Genomic DNA, 15,564 nt, shown 5'->3' with positions numbered 1-15,564 from the left:
AGGACTACCAACGAAGTATAACCTCAAAACTATTAGGAGGGTTTAAGTCATGTGTCAGCAACCTGCAATACCATTAATTAATCACAACATTGTTTTTTACGGCGCTGGCTCGATGGCGGAAGCGATTGTGCGCGGCATGATTACCCGTAATGTGGTGGATTCCGGCAATATCGTGATGCTGAACCGCAGCAGCAGTGAACGCCTTAGCGAGCTCCGCAGCCGTTATGGAGTGCTTGGCAGTAACGAACCTGAACAAAAAAATGAATATCTGCGCACGGCTCCGGTTATCGTGCTCGCTATGAAGCCCAAGGATGCTGCCGAAGCTTTGCGAGGTTTAGAGCCTCTTCTCTCTTCTGACCAGCTGGTGATTTCCGTCATCGCAGGGATGACTATCCGTACGATGCAAGGCCTGCTTGGGAAGCCACAGCCGATTGTGCGTACCATGCCTAATACCTCCAGCTCCATCGGACTGGGAGCAACCGGCATTGCCTTTTCTAAGGAAGTTAATGAGCCAAGCCGCCGGACCGCGCTCAACATCTTTGAAGCGGTTGGATTAACTTCTGTGATCGATGAAGAACGCATGGAAACCCTCACTGGAATTTCGGGTAGTGGTCCGGCGTACATTTATTACATGATGGAGGCCATGATTGCAGCAGGAATACGCGGAGGTCTCCCGGCTGAACAGAGCAGAGAGCTGACCGTTCAGACTGTCCTTGGTGCTGCCCGGATGGTGCAGCAGACCGGTGAAGAACCAGCCGCCTTACGTAAAAAAGTCACCTCACCCAATGGATCCACACAGGCTGCTCTAGAGGTGCTTGAAAAGGGAGATTTCTTCGAGACCGTGATTTCCGCTGTTAACCGCTGCGCCGAGCGCTCCCGCGAAATGGGAGTAGCACTGGAAAAAGAGCTTTCATAAATTCACATCTTCAAAACAAAAACAACCGTACTTCCGATGGCTAACCAGCCAACGGAAGTACGGTTGTTTCTATGTTAGGAAGGACGTTGAGCGTCTCCCGTCCTATTAAGGACAAGAAACTTCAGCTGATCCTCTTTTCATCTGCCGCCGCTGCGGAACTTCTGGGAGTAGGCCTTAACATCCTGGGCATTCTTTACCCGGTTACGGGCCCATTCCAGCAGTATACGGTCAATATAGCGGAAATGAACTTTTCCGGCGAATACAGACTCTTTCAGAGCGAGAAGAATCAATTCCTCCGGGTACTTATCCTGATCTACCCAACCGGAAATGGTTTCACATTCCATCGGGGAAAGCGGACGTCCAAATTCCTTCTCAAAAATTGTGAACAGACTGCGGCTCTCCTCCGCATCCCTGCCCGCAGGAGTAGCCGGACTCCCGTAGCCTCCATCCGGAGCAGCAGTCCCTGTATGATGTGCAGACGCCCGAAGACTGGGTGCGCTGCTTACAGGTTTGCTTCTCTCCTTTACGGATTCTTGAGCAAGTACCGACAGAAACGCACCTAGCTTATCATACAAGCCTGAGAAGTTATAGCGTTCATAGTGGATATCTCTCAGCTCGTCGTTGTCCTCATCAATGCTGATGAAGCCTTCCTTCATAAGCTTTTGCAGTTCTCCCGCTATTGCTGATATACTGCGTCCGGTTACTGTCTGAAGCTCCTCCAGGGAAGGGAATTCAATCCCCTCCACCTGGCGGAAAGACAGCAAATGAATAAGCAGCATCGCTTCACTGCCGGTCAGGTTCAGCTTCCGGTAATACTTCAAGAGTGCGTAAGGAATGACGGCCATCCCGTTTTGGAGGCCAAAAGACACGCCTTCGCCCCAGGTACTCCATCCTTTGCCTTCCATGCGCAGCCCCCTTTGATTGCCTATGGGTATAGACGGTACAATGTACGAGGGAACGGAATCGTTTCCCGTACATGGTCCAGACCGCAAATCCAGGCTACCGTCCGTTCAAGGCCAAGGCCAAAACCGGAGTGTGGCACAGAACCATAGGTGCGCAGATCCATGTACCATTTGTAAGTATCCATTGAAAGATTATGTTCCTTGAAGCGCTCCTCCATCAAAGCCGGATCGTCGATACGCTGTGATCCGCCGATAATCTCCCCATAGCCTTCAGGTGCAATCATATCTGCGCAGAGGACAACCTCTGGACGTTCAGGATCCGGCTTCATATAGAATGCCTTGAAGGAGGCCGGATAATGCGTAATGAACACCGGTTTATCGTTGGCTTCCGCAATCGCCGTTTCGTGCGGCGCCCCGAAGTCATCGCCCCAGGCAATCTCATGTCCATTATCATTCAGGAATTTTATTGCATCATCATAGGTGATACGCGGGAACGGAGCTTTGATATTTTCCAGCTTGGACACATCGCGGCCTACCGCTTCCAACTCCGCACGGCAGTTAGTTAGCACGGACTGTACGATAAAGCTGATAAATTCTTCTTGAACCTTCAAGCTTTCTTCGTGATCCGTGAATGCCATTTCCGGCTCAATCATCCAGAACTCGATCAAATGACGGCGGGTTTTGGATTTCTCTGCACGGAAAGTCGGACCGAAGGAATACACACGGCCAAGTGCCATCGCCGCAGCTTCCATGTATAACTGTCCGCTCTGCGTAAGATAGGCGTCTTCATCAAAATATTTGGTGTGGAACAAGTTCGTTGTACCCTCTGCCGACGTTGGCGTCAGGATCGGCGGATCCACCTTCGTGAACCCGTTCTGGTTGAAAAATTGCTGAATCGCCCGGATAATCTCCGCACGAATCACGAGGACTGCCCGCTGCTTCGCAGAACGAAGCCAGAGATGACGGTGATCCATCAGGAAATCGACGCCATGCTCCTTCGGGGTAATTGGATAATTCTCTGTAAGATGCAATACTTCTATACCCGTTACAGTCATCTCAAATCCAGATTGACTACGGGGCTCCTCACGGATGATTCCGGTCACATACAATGAGCTTTCCTGGGTGAGGCTCTTGGCATCGTCCCAGACCTGCTCCGGCACTTCCGATTTCACCACAACGCCCTGGATATAGCCTGTACCATCCCGAAGCTGCAGGAACTGAATTTTACCGCTGGAGCGCTTATTGTTCACCCAACAGCCGATCACAACAGTTTCCCCAACATGCTCATTCACGTTCTTGATTACACTCTTGTTAGCCATCCCAACTGATCTCTCCTCTGTTTAGCCGTTAATTCCTTGCACAATACGATAAGTATCGCGTGCAATGACAAGTTCTTCGTTTGTCGGAACCACGAGCACCTGCACCTTGGACTCTACCGTAGAGATACGGCGCGGATCACCGGAGCGGACCTTGTTAGCTTCAGCATCCAGTTCAATTCCAAGGAACGTAAGGTTATTCAGCACTTTGGCACGCAGCACGGCGGCATTCTCGCCGACACCGGCAGTAAATACGATCACATCTACTCCGTTCATCGCTGCCGCGTAAGAACCGATATACTTCCGCAGACGGTACTCATACATATCAAAAGCAAGCGTAGAGTTCGGCTCGCCTTTTTCCGCACCATCAATAATATCACGCATGTCACTGCTGATGCCAGAAATAGCCAAAAGTCCGCTGTGCTTGTTCAGCATCGAATTCACTTCGCCCACGGACAGTTCTTCCTTGTTCATTACATAAGGAACGATTGCCGGGTCAAGGTCGCCGCTGCGGGTACCCATCATGAGACCTTCAAGCGGTGTCATCCCCATTGAAGTATCAATCGACAGTCCGCCGTCAACGGCAGTCACACTCGCGCCGTTACCGATGTGGCAAGTAATGATCTTAAGGTCTTCAAGCGGACGCTCCAGATATTCAGCTGCAGCCTTGCTCACGAAATCATGGGAGGTACCGTGTGCGCCGTAGCGGCGAACCTTGTATTTGTTGTACAGCACTCTAGGAATGGCATACATATAAGCTTTCTCAGGCATGGTCTGATGGAAAGCAGTATCAAAAACAACCGCCTGCGGCACACCGGGCATATTCACTTCGGTAGCCGTAATCCCCATCATTGCTGCCGGATTGTGCAGCGGTGCAAGGTCGAACAATTGACGGATCTTGGTTTTGGCATCGGCATCAACCAGCGCGGAAGCCTTGAAGAATTCGCCCCCGTGAACTACACGGTGTCCAACTGCGTTGATCTCATCGATCGAAGAAATAACCCCGTGCTCTTTGTCCGTCAGACAAGCAAGCACTTTACGGATCGCTGTATTGTGCTCAAGAATTTCACTGACTTCTGTTACTTCCTGTTTGCCTGTTGGCTTGTGGTTCAGAATGGAGGAGTCCATCCCGATGCGTTCTACCAGACCTTTGGCAAGTACAGATTCATCCGTCATATTGTACAGCTGGTATTTCAAAGAAGAACTGCCTGAGTTAATAACTAGAATATTCATACACGGTCACCATCCTTGTCGTACTTGAAGAAGCCTTCGCCCGATTTCATGCCCAGTTGTCCTGCACGCACCATTTTCTTAAGAATAGTGGATGGACGGTATTTCAGTTCACCGTACTCACGGAACATATTCTCCAGAGCGGCCAGAACGGAATCCAGACCGAAACGGTCAGCCATTTCAAGCGGCCCGTGCTGGAACTGATAGCCGATACGCATAGCATCGTCAATATCCTCTGGGGAAGCGACACCTTCCTGCAGGACATGCATAGCTTCGTTAATGAACAGGCAAATGAGGCGTGAAGATACAAACCCTGGGGATTCGTAAATCATAACGCCTTTTTTCTCAACAATTTCATCAACAAAAGCTTTGGTATCTTCAAAAGTGCTGTCAGAGGTTTTCAGTCCGCGCACAATCTCAACGAGATCTACCTTAGCTACAGGATGTATGAAATGCATGCCGATGACGCGTTCCGGGTACATTGTAGAGCTGGCAAGCTCAGTCAAGCTGAGTGTAGACGTGTTGCTGGCCAGAATAATGTGGCTCGGACACACCTGATCGAGCTGATTGAATACCTTTTGCTTGGCGTCCAGGTCCTCAGTAATGGTCTCAATGACCATATCACAGGAGCTGAGTTCAGCGAAATGCGTTACTTTTTCAATACGGCTGAGAATCAGCTTCTTTTCAGCTTGGGTAATTGCCCATTTCTCCAGCTGTTTGTCGAGACTCGTCTCGATCATTGCATAAGAATAGTCCAGTCTTTCTGCGGTTTTCTCCACAAGCATAACATCCAGGCCCTTGGCTGCCAGCATTTCAGCAATCCCTTGACCCATTGTGCCACCACCGATGACACCGATTTTTTTAAAATTCATGTAAAAGTCTCCATCCTTTCAGGTATCTATACTTTTGTATTGTACCTTGTCTGTCGTAAAAAATATGTAGCCCGACATATAATAATATCTTAGCATGTCTGAAAAGTAAAAAAAAATAACCGGCATAAAGAATTATGCCGGTAAAAGGACGCTGTCACGAAATTGACAACGAAATTGCTCTCCGGAGAGAACTTCTTCTTTCATTAAAATGTCAAGGGAGTAATCAAACACATTTCGCTGCTTCCCGAGAAGCTCATGAGTACGCACCATTAATTCATCCAGTATTTTACTGTTTTCCTTCATTAACTCTTCTGTGGTAACCATTTGCAGATTGGCAATCCCTAGGGACGTCAGTCCTGATTTCATCATCGTCTCAACAATATTGAGCGCCTGGTCGAAGTCTCCGCGTGATCCGGTGCTTCTTCCGCCGTAGTACATTTCTTCTGCTACCGCTCCGCCCAGGGCAATCATAATCTGGTTCTCCAGGTAGTCCTTAGTGTACAGGTACTGTTCGGTCTGAGGATTATGCCGTACATAACCTAGGGCTTGCCCACGCGGCGTAAGCGTTACCTGGCTGACACTTCCCGGACGAAGCATCTCAGCCATAATTGCATGTCCCAGTTCGTGGATCGCCACCCGTTTCTTCTCTTCGTGGTTCGTCTCACGGTCTGTCTTCTCGCCCATCATCACCTTGTCGATCGCCATTGACAGATGCCGTTGCTCCACTTCTGTCAGGTTCTCACGCATCATGTAGATCGCTGCTTCGTTCATCACGCTCTCAAGCTGGGCGCCGGAGAAGCCATAGGCCTCTTCTGCAATCTTGTCCAGATTAACCCCTTCATGCAGCGGTTTGTTCTGGGCATGCAGATCGAGAATGGATCTGCGGCCTTTCTTGTCCGGCATGTCCACCTGGATATGACGGTCGAATCGGCCGGGACGCAGCAACGCTGAATCGAGCATTTCCTTGCGGTTTGTTGCCGCGACCAGCAGAATACGCGGCGTTTCATTGTTGTAAATTCCATCCATCTCAGTCAGGAGCTGATTGAGCGTCTGATCATACTCACGCTGCTGTCCGCCTTCGCGTTTACCGCCGATGACGTCGATTTCATCGATGAAAATAATTGCACTCTGTTTATTTTCCTTCAAGGCACGCGTCCGTGCATCCTTGAACAAATCACGTACGCGTCCGGCACCGACACCGACATACATCTCGACGAACTCACTGCCCGATGCGGCTACAAATACAGAATTTGTATAATGGGCTGCTGCTTTGGCCATTAGCGTCTTCCCGGTTCCCGGAGGGCCTGTCAGAAGAATTCCCTTGAGCGGGCGGATACCGAATTTACTAATTTCTTCATGGCGGATCAGGAAATCCAGCGCTTCACGCAGCTCCTGCTTGGCATTGTCCTGTCCCCCGATTTCTTCAAAAGTCAGCTTCGAAGGGCCGTTCTTCTTGCGTTTTTTGTCTCCGCCGGCATTCACGGTTAGTCCGCCGCGCAGATGGGCAATAAGAAGCAATGCGCCAACCATGCCAGCTGCAATGATAACCGGAAAAATATTGATGCCGATAAAAGCCATAAAAATCACCAGTACAGGAACAAATCCGACTAATACCTCTTTCCAGAACTTAGGCATTATTCCACACCCCCATCGTTGCCGCTACGCGAGGCAAAATAATGAATTTGCTTTCCTTACCATCGCTAAGGCTCACATATACGTTACTGTCATCGATTTCGGTCGTTGCGATCACACTGCTGTATTTGGAATTCTGAGATTTCAATTCATCCAGCTTCGCAGGTATTAATGTATATTTACGGCTCTCCATCGCTTCGGCAACCGAGAACATCGCTTTATCCCAATATTCATCCAAAAGCTGGCTGGAATGCTGCTCAACATCCAGCCTAAGAGTCCGGCCGTCTATAACTGATCTGCCCTCAGTATTCACATACTGTACCAGCTCACGTAATTTTGTGCCTGGCTTCAAATCAAGTTTCAAAGTAACCTCATTGCGTTTAATAGAGATATGGGAATCATTCACTCCCTCATATGCAGATACAATCTTCTGAAGCGGTTCCTGCACGGCGAACTCACGATAGGAATACCAGCCGCCAAATAAAAGCGCAGCAGACAGCAGAGACGTTAGCAGTACAGGCATTAGGCGTAGTTTCAAGAAACGTCCTCCTCTCAAAGATAAGAAAACAAAGTGAATAAATTATATTAAACTTACAAAATAGCGTGTCTAGCGCTCTTCCGAGACAGGCCTGCTATTAAGCATGCCTTAATACAAATAGTAGTATATCACAGGTGTATATACGATTTCGAAGAAAAGTGTGAATATATTTAAAATTTTCAGTACTAATTTTTGGGCGAACTGACAGCTCTTTTCCCCTTATATCGTCAGCAAAGACCGCAACGTTTAGCGCTGCGGTCTTTTTCATGTCCTTGTATCTTGTCTAATTATGCATCGAGCCACATTCAAACCATTATCTTAAGTATATACTTGCTGATATATTCCATTTCAATATTCTACGGTCAACTGATTAATATCAAGTGACACGAGCATAACATTTTCCACATACAAACAAGCGGGCAGACAGAGTATGGTCCACCCGCTATTGTCTTTTCCCTTGAACTAATGGCATTAGCGGCTGGGCAAGCTGTAGCCGTCTCCAATCGCGCTGCCATCCGCGAAACGATAAAACTTGTAATAATACCGGCCTTCCAGCTTGTAAAATAGCTGCCAGGCATACTCTCCGTTGTACACCCCGGGCAGAAGCCGCTCAATGCTGCTTCCGGGGAGGTCTGACGCAATGATAGACCGGATCTTCTGCTCAGACGTGCCTTTGGACACCTCTTCCACGTATACACCGTTGTCTCCTCCGGCAGGTTTGCCGTCGAGCGTAAAGCGTACCCATACCATAAGGTCCGTTCCAGCTGCATTTCGTCCTGTAAGTACCCAGTATACCGAATTTTCGTCCCATACGGACTTCTGTGCTTTGGTTACCTCGGTCAATCCTGCCCTTGCTTCAGCAACCTCTTTGGCTGCACTGCGTTCGTTCCACTGGTCTTTCATCACATAAGCATAGAACTGGCTTAGTCCGAACAGAAGGAGCAGAACCAGGAGTATCCCCAGCAGAAGCCATTTTCTTCTTTTCTTCAAAGTTGCAGCTCCCTTTCCTCTAGATGCTTCATAGATCCTGTTCTTTTTACCGTTTCAGCAGGCTTTCAAAGGTTTCCTGTGCTTTGCGGCGGATTCGTTCCTCATCTAAAGTCAGGCACTGTCCATTCTTCACAACCTGCTTACCGTTCACCCATACATGCTCGACATCCTTAGCACTCGCTGAATACACGGCATGGGAGAGCAGGTCTGTATGAGGCAGGAAGTGCGGCTGGTCGATATCCAGGGCAATGAAATCAGCCTTCATTCCCGGAGCCAGCCGGCCTGTGTTGTCCAGGAAAATCGACTGTGCGCCGTATTCGGTCGCCATCAGCAATGCTTCCGGTGCCGGTACTGCCGTTGGATCTCCGCTCACACCTTTGTGGATCAGAGCAGCCAAGCGCATCTCCTCGAACATATCCAGATTGTTATTGCTTGCCGCACCATCAGTGCCCAGCGATACCTTGACTCCCGCACGCAACAGCTCCGGTACCCGTGCTACACCGCTTGCGAGCTTCAAGTTACTGCCAGGATTATGGGATACCCCCACGTTGTAACGTGCTAGAATCTCTATTTCTTCATCATTCAAATGAACCCCGTGAGCCACGAGGGCCGGGCGCGTGAACATCCCCAGCTTCTCCAGATGCGCTACCGGACGCAGGCCGTAATCTGCGGCATTCTGCTCGACCTCCCGCCGGGTTTCGGACATGTGTGTATGCATAGGCAGGTTCAGATCATGGGCAGCCTGTACAAATTTCACGAAAAATTCAGGAGGACAGGTGTAAGGGGCATGCGGGGAAATCATCGTTGTGATCCTTCCATCCGCCTTTCCATGCCAATTCCGCGCAAAGGCTATCGCCTCCGCCAGCTTATGGTTCTGCACATCCTCAGGACAGAGGCCGATAACCCCGCGCATAAGCACGGCACGCATTCCCGACTGCTCTGAAACCTCAGCAACCCTGTCCATATGGTCATACATATCCAGGAAGGTGGTTGTGCCTCCCTTCAGCATTTCCAGTACAGACAAAGAGGTTCCCCAGTAGACATCGTCACTAGTGAATTTTTCTTCCATGGGCCACATCTTCTCCTGCAGCCAGTTCTGAAGAACCATGTCATCCCCATATCCGCGGAGCAGAGACATGGCGGTGTGGCCATGGGTGTTGACCAGACCCGGCATGAACAGCAGACGGCTGCCGTCAACGGTCTGTGTACCTTCTTCAATAACAGGTTTGACTTCTCCTATGTATGTGATGAGATCATTTTCTATAGTCATATAGCCGCTTAGAACCGGACTTTCCGTACCTGGCACCAGAAATCGCCCATTTACAATTACTGTCTTATTGCTGTTCATCTTCCACTTCGTCCTTTCCATCGTGCAAATAATAGGCCAGACTCTGCAAATCGGTAGTAAAATCAGCGGCGTGAATCCTGATGTTGGAAGGCGTCTTCAAGATTACGGGTGCAAAATTAAGGATCGCCTCAATGCCTGAATCCACCAGAATATCTGCAACATTCTGTGCTTCACTATCCGGTACAGTGATAATACCGATGCGGATGCCCTGCTCGCGGATCGTGCTTCCCAGCTCTTCCATGGGCTGGACAATGAGTGAGTTGATTTTCTGCCCGACCTTGGGAGCATAGGAATCAAAAACAGCAGTGATTTTCATCGTGTCCTTCAAGTAAGCATTGTAATTTGAGAGAGCGTGGCCGAGATTACCTGCACCCACCAATGCCACGTTGATTTGCTGGTCAAGCTTCAAGATATGGCGGATTTTCTCAATCAGGTATGACACATCATAGCCAATACCTTTTCTGCCGAAATCCCCGAAATAGGCCAAATCCTTGCGGATTTGCGCCGGATTCAGATCCAGCTTTTGTCCCAGCTCCTGGGAAGATACGGTGGAGATTTCACGCTTCAGGAGATCATTCAGGAAGCGCAGGTACACTGGAAGTCTGCGTACCACGGCCTCCGATATTTTATCCGATTTCATATTTTCTCCTCCTAAAAGTTTTGTGAGCAATGCATCATAGTATTACTTCGTACAAAACTCACTTCGTAAGCATATGCCAAGTTTTGTGAGCATAAGTACAATCCATTCCCTGGTATCTCAGCACGAACCGGATACCAGGAGAACAGAGCTTCGTTGTTCCTTGACTATATTTGAAATGATTGCAGGTTAAGATACGCTGCCGTCTTCAAGCCATTCCGCAATTCGCGGAACCATCTGATCCGTCAGCATATGCTCCATTTTGGGTCCAGGCAGCGAGTAGAGGAAATACTTTCCGTAATAAGATTCGATAACCCTGGTATCATATACTATAACAATACCCCGGTCCTGGGCAGTACGCACCAGCCGGCCGAAACCCTGTTTGAAGCGGATAACCGCCTGGGGAACCGACAGCTTCATAAACGGGTTCTTTTTCTGTGCCTGAAGCAGCTCTGCCTTAGCCTCCGCAAGCGGATGGTTCGGTGGTTGAAAAGGCAGTCTGACAATGGCCAGACAGGTCAAAGCCTCGCCGGGAATATCCACACCTTCCCAGAAGCTGCTTGTTCCGAGCAATACAGAGGCGGAGCTGTCCTGAAAACGCCGGATCAGCTTACTCCGGCTGCCGCCTTCCACTCCCTGCCCCAGTACCGTAATGTCCTCGGAGACAAGCGCCTCCTTTAGAGGATCATAGACTTGGCGCAGCATTTTATAGGAAGTGAAGAGCACAAGCATCCGGCCCCGTGTAGCCACAGCAGCCTCCGCCAATGAATGCACCAGCTTATCGACAAAACGGGCATCGCCCACACTGCCTTTGACACTGGGGAAATCACGCGGTATGACCAGAAGTGCCTGTTCACGGTACTTAAACGGAGATGGGAGCAGTGCTGTCATCAGCCGTCCTTGTTCTGCGGACTCGCCTAGTCCCAGATTGTCAATCATAAATTGAAAGGACTTATCTACGGACAAAGTAGCTGAAGTAAGGACTATGCTTTTCTTTTTATCAAAAAAGAGTTCCTTGAGCTGGGCACTGACATCGACTGGTACGGCATACAGCTGCAGTGACTTCCCTCTATAGTTGCCGCTGCCTTCCATCCAGTAGACGATATTCTCGTCATTCAGGTTCATGAAAAAACGCACTTGCTCACGGATGGAGGCCAAGTCCTTGAATAACCCGCCGATATCCGTTACCAGACTATCCGATGATGATTGGCTCTCCGATTCGCGCATTTCACTGAGCATCTTGTCGCCCTTGCGAATAATATCACTTAGACTAAGATGAAGTGTGTTCTCAAGCGCAGTTAGTTCTTCCCAATCCTTGGGCCTCTTGCCCGGCAGAAGCCGGGTAACCAGTTGTCCGGCTTCTCCGGCAGCGGCGTCACTGCGTTCCGGCAGCAGGGCAAACAGCTTGTCACTAAGCGTGTCCCATGATTCCTTAACCGTAAGCAGATCCGGGTAGATCCTGTCGATCACACCGCTCCATTCTGCCGCCTGCTCACTGCCTGATGACTGCAGCGTTTGACGCAGAGCAGGCAGCTGGCCGCTCCGGCTGTCTTTATAGAGACGCGTAAGCGTATGGGCGACGGTGAAGTATTTCATTTGCATGCCCAGGTGCTTGCCTGCAATATCCTCCAAATGATGGGCCTCGTCGATGACGAGGTGCTCATACGCCGGGAGCAGCTGATGCCCGGCCTTGACGTCCGCGAAGAGCTTGGAATGATTGGTCACTACGACATCCGCTATCCCGGCTTCGTGCTTGGCCCGGTGATAATAGCACTTGCGGAACCAGGGGCAGGAACGTCCAAGGCAGGAATCCGTATCACTGGCTACGGTCTCCCAGAAATCACCGCCGCGACCGTTCAGATTCAGTTCCTCGTCATCACCCGACTGGGTCTGGGTCAGCCATACAATCATTTGTGCCGCAGTAAGCGCTTCTTCCCGCGGACTTGTAAAGTCCTTTTTGTTTATTTTATGTTCAAACTTCCGCAGACACAAATAGTGTCCTCTCCCCTTGAAGATTGCAGCCTTAAACGGGAACGGCACGACACTCGTCAACAGAGGGATGTCGCGCTCACGCAGCTGGTCTTGAAGGTTGATGGTATGTGTGCTCACCATTACCTTCTGGTCTGAGCGCACACTGTGGTAAATGGCCGGAAGCAGATAGCCCAGCGACTTGCCGGTACCCGTTCCCGCCTCGATCAAGAGATGCTTGTCACCCTCTAGTGCAGCCATGACCTCGTGAATCATAATCTCCTGGGCTTCACGGCTCTCGTATTGGGGTAAAGTCTCCTTCAGCCGCTGGGTCACCTCTTCCATATATTCCTCAAAGGTAATATTCTGCAGAGGATTGCCAGTTCCCTCCTCACGGGGAGGAGATAGCTCCGACCAATCCCCCACAGCCAGCGCAAGCTGACGGTAAAAGGTTAGCTCCCCTTCAGGCTGGAAGGTCTCCATTTCACGTTCACGGAGCAGCCCGTCGAAATACCAGGCCAGATCACTGTCCTCATCGGCAAACAGCTCATTCAGACGCTGAATGGTCAGTAGAGGCAGGCTATACAGTTCCTCCAGGCATTTCAACAGTACGAGAGCGGTGGCAAGCGCGTCGCTGTCCGCCTGATGCGGACGGTCATGCGTCAGGCCAAAATAGGTACTTACAGCTCCAAGCTGGTATGTGGTCAATGACGGAAAGCATATTTTAAGAAAATCAATCGTATCCAGAATCCGGCCCTGGAACGGCAAATAGCCGCACCGGTCGAGCGCATTCTGCAGAAAATGAAAATCAAAAGCCACATTGTGTCCAACCAGAACGACGTCGTCGAGCATAGGGACAAGCTCCATCATCATTTCATCCAGTTCAGGTGCACCTTGCACATCACTGTCTGTAATACCGGTCAATCCTGTAATAAACGGGGGGATCGGTGTTCCGGGCTTAACGTAGGAACCATACACCCGTGAAATAGACCGGTCTTCTTCTATAATGGCAAGGCCAACCTGGATGATCTCACCCACGGATTGGGTTCCCGTAGTTTCAAAATCAAGCACGGCAAATTTCATTATAAGTTCTATTCCCTTTCACTTGAGACTCCATATCAGCATAACAGATGTTACGAAAAAAGGCGATGCACACCCCTTGGTTAGCGGGATGCATCGCTTAAATGGAGGAATAAGGGTTATAAAAGCGAAACCAGCTGGTGCCCAAATTGCAGCTTCCCTCCACGCCTGCGGCAGACCTCCAAATTGACGCCGGGTTCAGCGAGCAGGGGATCATGCTGTAAGGAGAGGTTGAAGAGCTCCTGAGCCTCACTATAGCGTTCCTGAGAGGCTCTGATGCAGCCGAGTGCATTGTAGATCATGGCTTTTAGCTTCTTCTCACGGATCAGGGCCAGCATGTGATGCAAATGACCCCAGGAAACGTCTAATTCCCCCTCCTGGAGATAGGCCATTGCCAAATAGAGGCGTGCTGCCAGACTGTCCGGATACCTGGTGATGACATCCTTGAATTGTTCGATGCATTTCCTGTACATAAGCAGCTTGTAGTAGCCCTGTCCACGGACAAAGGAGTCCATAACAAGCTCAGGTGCCTCTGCCTGTGGCATTTCCTCATCGGAAGGCAGAGAAAAATCAGCATTTTGACGAAAATCACTCAGCTTCTCGGCAAAGGACAGCCATTCATCCATTACCTCGTCACTAAGTCTGTGCAGCATGTTGTACTTGCATAAAAGATCATTCCGGCGGGCACCCTCCGCAGTAGGGAAGTCGGCGGTGATTTCCTGAAGCATCTTGTTCATCTCAGCAAATAAATGTTGAAACACGGGACATCCCACCCTTACTGAAAATGAAATCAGCTTAAGCTTGCCTGCCTTCATTTTTCACAAGTACGGGCCTCTTCATCCCTGGCATTCATTGCATGACTTAAGCTTCAGGCAATGGTTGCATGCAGCTCATGATCTGTCAGTTTAACCGGCTTATTATCGGTGTCCACGAATACAACCGTCGGTTTATGGGCGGCCAGCTCTTCAGAGGACAGCATAGCGTAGGAGATGATGATCACTGTATCTCCCGGCTGCACCAGCCGGGCTGCTGCTCCGTTCAGACAAATAACGCCGCTGCCCCGGGGTCCGGGAATGACATACGTTTCCAGGCGGGAACCGTTATTATTGTCAACAATCTGTACTTTTTCATTTTCGAGCAGGTCAGCTGCTTCCATCAGGTTCTCGTCAATGGTGATGCTGCCCACATAATTCAGATTGGCTTCCGTTACGGTGGCACGGTGGATTTTGGATTTCATCATATGTCTAAACAAGAGCGTGTACCTCCTTGGGAATAAAAACATTATTGTCGATCAGCCTTGTTCTGCCGAACTTCACTGCGAGCGCCATGATAACCTCTCCCTCTGCATTGCTGAGCGGTGACCCGTCTTCCAACGCTTCGAGGTCCGGAAAGGACAGGATTTCCACATAATCAATGACGGCGAGCGGCGATGAAGAAATAATCGATACCAGCAGCTTGCGTGCTTCGTCCACTGTTCTGACGGTTCCTTCTTCCAGCGCCTTGCGGGTATCACGGAGTGAGCGGGACAGAACCAGGGCCTGATTGCGCTCCTCACTGCTGAGGTAAACATTCCGTGAGCTAAGCGCCAGTCCATCCCCTTCCCGGACGATCGGACAGGCGACTATTTCCACATTCATATTGAGATCAGATACCATCCGGCGCAAAACAGCAACCTGCTGGGCATCCTTGAGTCCGAAGAAGGCATAATCCGGCTGCACCATGTTGAACAGCTTGCTTACTACTGTGGTTACACCGTCAAAATGTCCAGGGCGGGAAGCCCCGCACAGCTGGGTCGTCAGCGAGTCCACCGATACCTTGGTACGTATAGGCTGAGGGTACATCTCTTCCACAGAAGGTATGAACACGATATCGGCACCCTCACGCTCTGCAAGCTCCAGATCACGGCGTTCGTCGCGCGGATAAGAAGAGAAATCCTCATTTGGCCCAAATTGCAGCGGATTGACAAAAATGCTCATCACAACCGTGTTGCTCATTTCACCCGCTTTACGGATCAGGCTGGCATGTCCTTCATGGAGATAGCCCATCGTCGGCACAAAGCCTATCGGTGTATGTCCTCCCATCCGCATATAATCCAGCGCCTCGCGCAATTGTAGAACCGTTCTGACTACTCTCAT

General features: G+C 50.1%; 14 protein-coding genes. 1 reads left to right on the top strand and 13 read right to left on the bottom strand.

Features of this window, described 5'->3' with window-relative positions; translation table 11 throughout:
* The first annotated feature begins 49 nt into the window (after positions 1 to 49).
* Positions 50 to 916, top strand: a complete 867-nt coding sequence (gene proC, locus A3844_RS12790; RefSeq protein WP_074107567.1) for a pyrroline-5-carboxylate reductase — start codon at positions 50 to 52, stop codon at positions 914 to 916.
* Positions 917 to 1,053: 137 nt separating this feature from the next.
* Here proC and A3844_RS12785 read toward each other — a convergent pair whose 3' ends face one another.
* From A3844_RS12785 to panC, 13 genes are all read right to left on the bottom strand, one after another.
* Positions 1,054 to 1,821 carry a DnaD domain protein gene (locus A3844_RS12785; RefSeq protein ID WP_074087668.1) on the bottom strand — a complete coding sequence of 256 codons (768 nt, stop codon included), beginning with the start codon at positions 1,819 to 1,821 and terminating at the stop codon, positions 1,054 to 1,056.
* 20 nt (positions 1,822 to 1,841) lie between these two features.
* Positions 1,842 to 3,137 (bottom strand): asparagine--tRNA ligase, encoded by a 1,296-nt coding sequence (gene asnS, locus A3844_RS12780; protein WP_074087667.1) that lies wholly within the window; start codon positions 3,135 to 3,137, stop codon positions 1,842 to 1,844.
* A 21-nt stretch (positions 3,138 to 3,158) separates the two neighbouring features.
* A complete protein-coding gene (locus A3844_RS12775) occupies positions 3,159 to 4,367 on the bottom strand; it encodes an acetate/propionate family kinase (RefSeq protein ID WP_074087666.1) in 1,209 nt (402 codons plus the stop codon).
* A complete protein-coding gene (locus A3844_RS12770) occupies positions 4,364 to 5,236 on the bottom strand; it encodes a 3-hydroxyacyl-CoA dehydrogenase family protein (RefSeq protein ID WP_074087665.1) in 873 nt (290 codons plus the stop codon). Before A3844_RS12770 ends, A3844_RS12775 begins: the two co-directional genes overlap by 4 nt.
* Before the next feature lie 132 nt (positions 5,237 to 5,368).
* Complete coding sequence (locus A3844_RS12765) at positions 5,369 to 6,871, bottom strand: AAA family ATPase (protein ID WP_074101319.1); 1,503 nt, start codon at positions 6,869 to 6,871, stop codon at positions 5,369 to 5,371.
* Positions 6,864 to 7,406 (bottom strand): hypothetical protein, encoded by a 543-nt coding sequence (locus A3844_RS12760; RefSeq protein WP_074107566.1) that lies wholly within the window; start codon positions 7,404 to 7,406, stop codon positions 6,864 to 6,866. The genes A3844_RS12765 and A3844_RS12760 overlap by 8 nt, the downstream gene beginning before the upstream one ends.
* Positions 7,407 to 7,877: 471 nt before the next feature.
* Positions 7,878 to 8,396, bottom strand: a complete 519-nt coding sequence (locus tag A3844_RS12755; RefSeq protein ID WP_074107565.1) for a cell wall elongation regulator TseB-like domain-containing protein — start codon at positions 8,394 to 8,396, stop codon at positions 7,878 to 7,880.
* A gap of 46 nt (positions 8,397 to 8,442) precedes the next feature.
* Positions 8,443 to 9,744 carry an amidohydrolase gene (locus A3844_RS12750; RefSeq protein ID WP_074101317.1) on the bottom strand — a complete coding sequence of 434 codons (1,302 nt, stop codon included), beginning with the start codon at positions 9,742 to 9,744 and terminating at the stop codon, positions 8,443 to 8,445.
* The gene (locus A3844_RS12745) at positions 9,731 to 10,384 is read right to left on the bottom strand and encodes a redox-sensing transcriptional repressor Rex (protein ID WP_074087660.1); all 654 of its coding nucleotides are present in this window, start codon (positions 10,382 to 10,384) and stop codon (positions 9,731 to 9,733) included. Before A3844_RS12745 ends, A3844_RS12750 begins: the two co-directional genes overlap by 14 nt.
* Before the next feature lie 186 nt (positions 10,385 to 10,570).
* Positions 10,571 to 13,432, bottom strand: a complete 2,862-nt coding sequence (dinG, locus tag A3844_RS12740) for an ATP-dependent DNA helicase DinG (RefSeq protein WP_074107564.1) — start codon at positions 13,430 to 13,432, stop codon at positions 10,571 to 10,573.
* A gap of 116 nt (positions 13,433 to 13,548) precedes the next feature.
* Positions 13,549 to 14,190: a tetratricopeptide repeat protein gene (locus A3844_RS12735; protein WP_074087812.1), complete on the bottom strand. Its 642-nt coding sequence runs from the start codon at positions 14,188 to 14,190 to the stop codon at positions 13,549 to 13,551.
* Between the two features lie 107 nt (positions 14,191 to 14,297).
* Positions 14,298 to 14,681: an aspartate 1-decarboxylase gene (panD, locus tag A3844_RS12730; protein ID WP_074087658.1), complete on the bottom strand. Its 384-nt coding sequence runs from the start codon at positions 14,679 to 14,681 to the stop codon at positions 14,298 to 14,300.
* On the bottom strand, positions 14,674 to 15,564 hold the full coding sequence (panC, locus tag A3844_RS12725) for a pantoate--beta-alanine ligase (RefSeq protein ID WP_074101314.1): 891 nt from the start codon (positions 15,562 to 15,564) through the stop codon (positions 14,674 to 14,676). Before panC ends, panD begins: the two co-directional genes overlap by 8 nt.

Source organism: Paenibacillus helianthi, assembly GCF_001909055.1.
Taxonomy (GTDB): Bacteria; Bacillota; Bacilli; order Paenibacillales; family Paenibacillaceae; genus Paenibacillus_AQ; species Paenibacillus_AQ helianthi.
This window is presented reverse-complemented; position numbering and strand designations above follow the sequence as displayed.

Excerpts from the sequence above, each read along its gene's own strand:
- proC (WP_074107567.1), top strand. The coding sequence starts at position 50 with ATGTGTCAGCAACCTGCAATACCATTAATTAATCACAACATTGTTTTT.
- A3844_RS12785 (WP_074087668.1), bottom strand. The coding sequence starts at position 1,821 with ATGGAAGGCAAAGGATGGAGTACCTGGGGCGAAGGCGTGTCTTTTGGC.
- asnS (WP_074087667.1), bottom strand. The coding sequence starts at position 3,137 with ATGGCTAACAAGAGTGTAATCAAGAACGTGAATGAGCATGTTGGGGAA.
- A3844_RS12775 (WP_074087666.1), bottom strand. The coding sequence starts at position 4,367 with ATGAATATTCTAGTTATTAACTCAGGCAGTTCTTCTTTGAAATACCAG.
- A3844_RS12770 (WP_074087665.1), bottom strand. The coding sequence starts at position 5,236 with ATGAATTTTAAAAAAATCGGTGTCATCGGTGGTGGCACAATGGGTCAA.
- A3844_RS12765 (WP_074101319.1), bottom strand. The coding sequence starts at position 6,871 with ATGCCTAAGTTCTGGAAAGAGGTATTAGTCGGATTTGTTCCTGTACTG.
- A3844_RS12750 (WP_074101317.1), bottom strand. The coding sequence starts at position 9,744 with ATGAACAGCAATAAGACAGTAATTGTAAATGGGCGATTTCTGGTGCCA.
- A3844_RS12745 (WP_074087660.1), bottom strand. The coding sequence starts at position 10,384 with ATGAAATCGGATAAAATATCGGAGGCCGTGGTACGCAGACTTCCAGTG.
- dinG (WP_074107564.1), bottom strand. The coding sequence starts at position 13,432 with ATGAAATTTGCCGTGCTTGATTTTGAAACTACGGGAACCCAATCCGTG.
- panC (WP_074101314.1), bottom strand. The coding sequence starts at position 15,564 with ATGAGAGTAGTCAGAACGGTTCTACAATTGCGCGAGGCGCTGGATTAT.